Origin of the sequence: Kitasatospora sp. NPDC058492 (assembly GCF_042720685.1) — a bacterium.
GTDB lineage: Bacteria > Actinomycetota > Actinomycetes > Streptomycetales > Streptomycetaceae > Kitasatospora.
Window position 1 is genome coordinate 66,605 of record NZ_JBHXMU010000050.1, and the last position, 7,418, is coordinate 74,022.

6 protein-coding genes are annotated in these 7,418 nt (G+C 74.8%); 4 read left to right on the forward strand and 2 right to left on the reverse strand.

Features of this window, described 5'->3' with window-relative positions:
• Positions 1-60 precede the first annotated feature (60 nt).
• The 3 genes from ACFWPI_RS28545 (at position 61) to htpX (ending at position 4,293) form a co-directional block, all read left to right on the forward strand.
• A complete protein-coding gene (locus ACFWPI_RS28545; RefSeq protein ID WP_380375437.1) occupies positions 61-1,617 on the forward strand; it encodes a NuoM family protein in 1,557 nt (518 codons plus the stop codon).
• Positions 1,618-1,673: 56 nt separating this feature from the next.
• Positions 1,674-3,269, forward strand: coding sequence for an NADH-quinone oxidoreductase subunit N (locus ACFWPI_RS28550; RefSeq protein WP_380375435.1), 1,596 nt, complete (start codon positions 1,674-1,676; stop codon positions 3,267-3,269).
• A gap of 160 nt (positions 3,270-3,429) precedes the next feature.
• Positions 3,430-4,293, forward strand: coding sequence for a zinc metalloprotease HtpX (gene htpX / locus ACFWPI_RS28555; protein ID WP_063348905.1), 864 nt, complete (start codon positions 3,430-3,432; stop codon positions 4,291-4,293).
• Between the two features lie 44 nt (positions 4,294-4,337).
• Here htpX and ACFWPI_RS28560 read toward each other — a convergent pair whose 3' ends face one another.
• Entirely contained in the window at positions 4,338-5,792 is a 1,455-nt protein-coding gene (locus ACFWPI_RS28560; RefSeq protein WP_380375433.1) for a PLP-dependent aminotransferase family protein, read from the reverse strand.
• Here ACFWPI_RS28560 and ACFWPI_RS28565 point away from each other — a divergent pair.
• Positions 5,791-6,696, forward strand: coding sequence for a DMT family transporter (locus ACFWPI_RS28565; protein ID WP_380375431.1), 906 nt, complete (start codon positions 5,791-5,793; stop codon positions 6,694-6,696). The genes ACFWPI_RS28560 and ACFWPI_RS28565 overlap by 2 nt on opposite strands.
• A gap of 48 nt (positions 6,697-6,744) precedes the next feature.
• Here the strand turns inward: ACFWPI_RS28565 and ACFWPI_RS28570 are convergent, their stop codons facing one another.
• Positions 6,745-7,317, reverse strand: coding sequence for a hypothetical protein (locus ACFWPI_RS28570; RefSeq protein ID WP_380375429.1), 573 nt, complete (start codon positions 7,315-7,317; stop codon positions 6,745-6,747).
• Positions 7,318-7,418: the final 101 nt, after the last annotated feature.

Consider the following 7,418-nt stretch of genomic DNA (forward strand, 5'->3'; position numbering starts at 1 on the left):
GATGCCGTACCCCCTCTCCCCGGTTCTCCCGATTCCGACCGCCGCCCGTAGGAGCCCCCGATGAACGCAGTCCTCATCGCCCTCCTGGTGCTGCCGCTGCTCGGCGCCGCGCTCACCCTGGCGCCGGTGTTCGGCCGGGAGCCGGCCGCCGCCGACCGGCGGGCGTTGCGGCTGAACAGCGTCGTCACCGGCGCGGTGCTGCTGCTCACCGTCGCCCTGGCGGCCGGTTTCGACCACGACGAGCCCGCCCGGATGCAGGCCACCACCGACGTGTCCTGGATCCCGGCCCTCAACGTGCGCCTCCACCTCGGCGTGGACGGCATCTCGCTGCCGCTGATCGTGCTGACCGCACTGCTCACCTTCCTCTGCGCGCTGTACTCGGAGAAGCGGCTGCCGGGCGGGGATGGCGTGCCGTCGGCGAAGGCCTTCGTCGGGCTGTTCCTCCTCCTCGAAGTCGGCATGCTCGCCACCTTCGCGGTGTTGGACCTCCTGCTCTTCTTCCTGGCCTTCGAGATCGTGCTGATCCCGATGTACTTCCTGATCGCCCGCTGGGGGAGCGGGGCGAAGGCCCCGGCCGCCAACCGGTTCATCCTGTACACGCTGCTCGGCTCGGCCGTGATGCTGCTCGGCTTCCTGCTGATCGGCAGCAAGGCCGGCACCTTCGACATGCAGGCCCTGGCCGCCGCGCACGGCAACGGCCTGAGCCACACCACCCAGGTGATCGCCGCCCTGGCGATCATGGTCGGGCTCGCGGTCAAGGCTCCCGCCTGGCCGCTGCACAGCTGGCTCCCGGACGCGCACACCGCCGCCCCGACGGTCGGCTCGGTGCTGCTCGCCGGCGTGCTGCTGAAGATGGGCACGTACGGTCTGGTCCGCGTCCTCCTCCCGGTCGTGCCCGACGGCACCGCGACGCTCGCCCCCTACCTGGGCGCGTTCGCCGCCGTCGGCATCGTCTACGGATCACTGGCCTGTCTGGCGCTGGCCCGCCCCGGCGCCAAGGGCGACCTCAAGCGCCTGATCGCGTACTCCTCCGTCGGCCACATGGGCTTCGTGCTGCTGGGCATCGCCTCCCTCACTCCGGTGGGCGTCAACGGCGCGCTGTTCGCCAACATCGCCCACGGTCTGATCACCGGTCTGCTGTTCTTCCTCGTCGGCGCCCTCAAGGACCGCTACGGCACGGCGGACCTCGACACCCTCTCCGGTGCCACCGGCGCCGCCCTGTACGGCCGCGCCCCGCGGATCGGCGCGCTGCTCGCCTTCGCCGCCGTGGCCAGCCTCGGCCTGCCCGGCCTGGCCGGCTTCTGGGGCGAGCTGCTCGCCATGTTCGGCGCGTTCGACCCGGCCGACGGCCTGTCGCGCCCCGCGTTCGTCACCTACATGGTCCTGGCCGGTCTCGGCACCCTCCTCACCGCCGCCTACCTGCTGATCGTGGTCAAGCGCGTCTGCATGGGCGACCCCCAGCAGCCCGCCCCGGTGGACCAGGTCGCCGACCTGCGCCCGTACGAGGCCGTCAGCTGGACGCCGCTGGCCGCCCTCACCCTGCTCGCCGGCCTCTGGCCCGCGCTCCTGCTCGGCCTCTCCGACCCCGCCGTCAAGCACCTCCTCGGGGGTGGCTGACCGTGCTCGGAGCCCAGATCGCCGCACTCGGACCTCACTCCACGGGGCAGCACACTGTGACCTCCCTCGCCGTAGCCAACCCGGGCAGCCTGATCCAGTCCGTGGACTGGGTGGCGATCGCGCCCCCGCTGATCGCCGCGGTGGCCGCCCTCGCCGTCCTGCTCACCGACCTGTTCCTGCCCGAGCGGCACCGGAAGTGGCTCGGCCGCCTCGCCGCGGCCGGACTCGCCCTCGCCCTCATCGCACTCCTCCCCCTCACCGGGGGATCACCCCGGGCGACCTTCTGTGTGCAGAACGTAGCAGGGGGGTCTGACACTCCAGGGACCAGCGTCTCCGCCGCGGGAGGCTGCTCGTACGTCGCCGACCACTTCGCCCTGGTGTTCCAGCTGCTCGCCCTCGGCGGCGCGCTGATCGCCGCCCTGCTCTCCGCGCACACCGTCGAGGAGGAGAAGCTGCCCGGCGGCGAGTACTGGTTCCTGCTGCTCTCCAGCGCCACCGGCGCCGCGCTGCTGCCCGCCTCCCGCGACCTCGCCACCATGGTGATCGCGCTGGAGGTCGCCTCGCTGCCCGCCTTCGCGCTGGTCGCGCTGCGCCGGGACGGCCGGGGCGCCGAGGCCGCGCTCAAGTTCTTCGTCTCCTCCGTCACCGCCACGGCCGTGATGCTGCTCGGCGTCGGCTTCGTCTACGCTGCCAGCGGCAGCCTGCACCTCGGCGCCGTCGCCCAGGGCCTGGAACACGCCCCCGGGCAGCTCAAGCCGCTGGCCGAGGCGGGCGCCGTGCTGACCCTGGTCGGGTTCGCCTTCAAGGTCGCCGCCGTCCCGTTCCACTTCTGGGTGCCCGACACCTACATCGGCGCCCCGCTGCCGGTGGCCGGCTACCTCTCGGTGGTCGGCAAGGCGGCCGGCCTGTCCGGCCTCGCGCTCGCCACCACCATCGCCTTCCGCCCGTACGCGCACACCTGGGGCCTGGCGCTCGCCGTGCTGGCCGCCGTCACCATGACGGTGGGCAACGTCGGCGCGCTGCGCCAGCGCTTCGACACCCGCTACAGCGCGGTGCGGCTGCTCGCCTGGTCGTCCGTCGGCCAGGCCGGCTACCTGCTGGTGCCGCTCGCCGCCGCCGGCTACGCGCCCACCGGGGTCGACCCGCTCGGTGCCACCGCCGCGTACGCGCTGATCTACGGCGTGGTGAACCTCGGCGCGTTCGGCGTGGTCGCGGCGGTCGGCCGCCGGGCCGGGGCCAGCGTGGACGACTTCCGCGGCCTGTTCGCCCGGCGCCGCTGGACGGCCCTCGCGCTCGCCTTCTTCCTGCTCTGCCTGGCCGGGCTGCCCCCGGGCGTGATCGGCCTGTTCGGCAAGGTCGTGGTGTTCCGCGCGGCCGTCGACGCGGGGCTGGGCTGGCTGGCCGTCGTGATGGCCGTCAACGTGGTCGTCGCGCTGTACTACTACCTGCTCTGGACGACCCGGCTGTTCGCCCCGGCGCCGGGTGCCGAGGAAGGTGCCGCGCCGGGCGCCGCACCGGTCGGCGAGGCCGGGGCCGAAGGCCGGCTGCCGGCCACCCTGACCGCCACGCTGGGGCTCACCGCCTCGGTGGCCGTGGTCCTCTCCTTCGCCCCGCAGCTGGTCCTCCAGGTCGCCGGCGGAAGCCTGTTCTGAGCGCGCACCCGCCCGGCCGGCCGTCGCGGCCCGGCCCGGCGGGGTGCCGCGGCGGTGTCACGCCGGTCACAAGGGAACAAGGCCCGGGCCCCCACCCGTTGACCGGGCAAGAGGGACGAGGCAGAAAGGGCTTCCCCACCGCACCATTGGAGGGCCTGACGTGCACCGCCGGCACAACGGACTGAGGACCGCCGTCCTGCTCGGCGGCCTCTCGGCGCTCATCTTGGTGATCGGCGGATTCTTCGGCCGAACCGGCTTGGTGATCGCCCTGCTGGTCGCCCTCGGCACCAACGCCTACGCCTACTGGAACAGTGACAAGCTCGCGCTGCGGGCCATGCGGGCCCGGCCGGTCAGCGAGATCGAGGCGCCGCGGCTCTACCGGATCGTCCGCGAGCTCTCCACCGCGGCCCGCCAGCCGATGCCGCGCCTCTACATCTCCCCGACCCCCGCGCCGAACGCCTTCGCCACCGGCCGCAACCCGCGCAACGCGGCCGTCTGCTGTACCGACGGCATCCTGCAGCTGCTGGACGAACGCGAGCTGCGGGGCGTGCTCGGGCACGAGCTGAGCCACGTCTACAACCGGGACATCCTGATCTCCTCGGTCGCCGGGGCGCTCGCCTCGGTGGTGATGTTCCTGGTGAACTTCGCCTGGCTGATCCCCTTCGGCCGCGGCGACGACGACGACGGGCCCGGCCTCTTCGGCATGCTCGCCATCATGATCCTCGGCCCGCTGGCGGCCGGGCTCATCCAGCTGGCCGTCAGCCGCTCCCGCGAGTACCAGGCCGATGCCGACGGCGCCCGGATCACCGGCGACCCGCTCGCCCTGGCCGGTGCCCTGCGCAAGCTCGACGCCGGTACCCGCAGGCTGCCCCTCCCGCCGGAGCCGCAGATCCAGACCGCCAGCCACATGATGATCGCCAGCCCGTTCCGCCCCGGCGAGGCCGGCGCCCGGCTCTTCTCCACCCACCCGCCGATGGCGGAGCGCATCGCCCGGCTGGAGCGGATGGCGGGCTACGGGCGCTGAGGCCTGCTCCGGGCGCTGAGACCCGCTCCGCGCGGGGCCGGAGGTCAGGCCGGCAGGTCCTCGTAGGCCCGGCGGAGGCGGTGGATCCCCTCGACGGCGTGCGCGGAGCTCTCGGCGGCGGCGTAGCTGAGGCGCAGGTGCGGGGCCGGGGGTTCGGCGGCGTGGTACGGGCGGCCGGGGGTGACCTGGACGCCGGCGCGCAGGGCGGCGGCGGTGAGGGCGGCGTCGTCGACGCCGTCCGGGAGCCGCAGCCACAGGTGGTAGCCGCCGGGCCGGTAGACGCCGAGCAGGCCGGGGAGTTCGCGGTGCAGGGCGGCGACGGTGGCGGTGCGGCGGGTCCGCAGTTCCGCCCCGAGGGCGCGCAGGTGGCGGGCCCAGCCGGGGTCGGCGACCAGCTCCAGCGTCGCCTCCTGGAGCGGCCGGGGCACGAAGAAGCTGTCCACCACCTGGGTGGCCCGGAGCCGGGCCAGGGCCGGGCCGCGCGCGGTGAGCGCGCCGACCCGCAGGTTGGGCGAGGCGGCCTTGGTCAGCGACCGCAGGTGCACCACGACCCCGTCCTGGTCGTCGGCGGCGAGCGGGCGCGGCAGCGCGGGGGCGTCCGCGTGGACGAGCAGGCGGGCGAAGTCGTCCTCGACGACGAACGCGCCGGCCGCCCGGGCGATCCGCAGCACCTCGGAGCGCCGGGTGGGTGAGAGCACCGCGCCGGTCGGGTTCTGGAACAGCGGCTGGCAGACGAAGACCCGCGCCCGGGTGGCCTCGAAGGCGTCGGCCAGCAGGTCGGTGCGCACGCCGTCGGCGTCGACCGGGACGGGGACGGGCCGCAGCCCGGCCGCGCGGACGACCGCCAGGATGCCCGAGTAGGTCGGCGACTCCACCAGGACGGGCGCGCCGGGCGCGGCGAGCGAGCGCATGGCCACGGTGAGCCCGCCCTGGCCGCCGGAGGTGATCAGGACGTCCCCGGCGCCGATCGGCCCGCCGGTGCCGCCGATGTCGCGGGCGAACCAGCCGCGCAGCTCGGTGAGGCCGTCGGTGGGCGGCCGGTTCCAGGCGCCCGGGCGCCGTCCGGCCCGGGCGAGGGCGGTGGCCAGCAGGCGTTCGGGCAGCAGCGAGGCGTGCGGGTAGCCGCTGTTGAGGTCGATGACGTCGGGCGGGGGGACGCGGAGGGTGGCGAACACCGGGGCGGCCAGCAGGTCGCGGGGGTCGGAGTCGGCGCTGAGCGCGACCTCCTGCCAGGAGAGGTCGCCGGGACGGGCGGCGGGCGCGGCGGTGCCGGCCGGGCGCCCGGCGAAGGCCGCCGCCCGGAACACCCCGGCGCCCGGCCGGGAGACCACCAGGCCCTCGGCCGCGAGGACCGCGATGGCCCGGGAGACCGTCACCGGGCTGACCTGGTGGCGCTCCACCAGCACCCGGCTGGAGGGCAGCTTTCGCCCCTCCGGGTAGCGCTCGACCTCCCGCCGCAGCCTGTCGGCGAGTTCGGTCACGCTGCTACGCTCGTTCATGACAGCACAAGATAGCGCTACCCGCCCGTCGGCGGTAGCACCGCGAAGCCCCGCCTTCGGCACCGCCCTGGCCGCCCTCGGGGTGGCCTCCTTCTCCCTCAGCTTCCCCGCGACCGCGTGGGCCCTGACCGGCTTCGGCCCGTGGACCGCGACCGGGCTGCGCGGCGCCCTGGCGGGAGTGCTGGCCGCGCTCTACCTGGTGGCCGTCGGCGCCCCGCTGCCGAAGCGGCGGCACTGGCCCGCCCTGCTGGTGGTGTCGGGCGGCTGCGTGCTGGGCTTCCCGCTGCTGACCACGCTCGCCCTGCGGACCTCCTCGACGGCCCACTCGGCGGTGGTCATCGGTGTCCTGCCGCTGGCCACCGCGGTGTGCGCGGCGCTGCGCACCGGCCGTCGGCCGTCCCGGGCGTTCTGGGCGGCGGCGGTGGCGGGGGCGGCGGCCGTCCTCGGCTTCACCCTGCTGCAGAGCCACGGTCGGCCGACCGTCGCGGACCTGCTCCTGTTCGTCGGGGTGGCGATCTGCGCGGCCGGGTACGCGGAGGGCGGGCGGCTCTCCCGGGACCTGCCGGGAGCCCAGGTGATCGCCTGGGCGGTGGTGGCTGCGCTGCCGGTGACGCTGCTGACCGCGGCCCTCGCGCTGCCCGCCGAGCCGGTTCACCTCGGGGCGAAGGCGCTGACCGGGCTGGCGTACACGGCGGCGGTGTCGCAGTTCGGCGGGTTCGTGCTCTGGTACCGGGGGATGGCGGAGATCGGGGTGCCGCGGGCCAGCCAACTGCAGCTCGCGCAGCCGCTGTTGACGCTGGTCTGGTCGGTGCTGCTGCTGGGCGAGGACCTGCCGGCGGCCGCACCCGTCACGGCGGTGGTGGTGCTGGTCTGCATCGCGGTCACCCAGCGGGCCCGGACCTGAGGCGGGCCCGGACCTGAGGCGGGTCCGGGCGCGCGGGCCACCGGGGCGTCAGAGCGTGGTGCCCTCCTGGGGGCGGTAGACGCAGAGCGCACAGATGATGAAGACGTCCAGCGCGATCACCACGAGCGACCAGAGCGGGAAGTACGGCAGGACCAGGAAGCTGTCGAGGGCACTCAGCGAGGTGAGGAAGATACCGGCGTAGCGGGCCCAGGCGGCGCCCTTGAGCAGGAACGCGCCGGTCACCGCGACCAGCACGCCGACGACGATGTGGACCCAGCCCCAGCCGGTGAGGTCGAACCGGAAGACGTAGCGGGGGGTGTGGACGAAGAGGTCGTCGTTGGAGACCGCCATGATGCCCCGGAGGGCCTCCATGATGCCGTTGATCAGCATCAGCACACCGGCGAACATCACCAGGCCGGGCGCCCAGTCGCGGAACTCGTTGCCCGGCGTCGGCTGCGGCGTGCCGGGGGTGGTGCGCCAGGTCTGCCCGGGCTGTTCGGGGCCGGTGCGTCGGGGCTGCCCGGGCTGCTCGGGGCCGGTGCGCCGGGGCTGCCCGGGCTGCTCGGGGCCGGTGCGCGGGGGCTGCTCCGGCTGCGCGGGGTCGGGCGACGGGCTGCTCATGGACTCCTCCGTAAGGTGTTAGGTGGCCCGGGAGGGCCGGATGTGGCTGATGGGTTCTTGCCGACCGTGGCTTCCCTGGAGTGGCCGTCCGGCTCTCCGGG

Bases quoted from the DNA above. Each gene is read 5' to 3' on its own strand.
- ACFWPI_RS28545 (WP_380375437.1), top strand. From the start codon at position 61: ATGAACGCAGTCCTCATCGCCCTCCTGGTGCTGCCGCTGCTCGGCGCC.
- ACFWPI_RS28570 (WP_380375429.1), bottom strand. From the start codon at position 7,317: ATGAGCAGCCCGTCGCCCGACCCCGCGCAGCCGGAGCAGCCCCCGCGC.
- ACFWPI_RS28560 (WP_380375433.1), bottom strand. From the start codon at position 5,792: ATGAACGAGCGTAGCAGCGTGACCGAACTCGCCGACAGGCTGCGGCGG.
- ACFWPI_RS28565 (WP_380375431.1), top strand. From the start codon at position 5,791: ATGACAGCACAAGATAGCGCTACCCGCCCGTCGGCGGTAGCACCGCGA.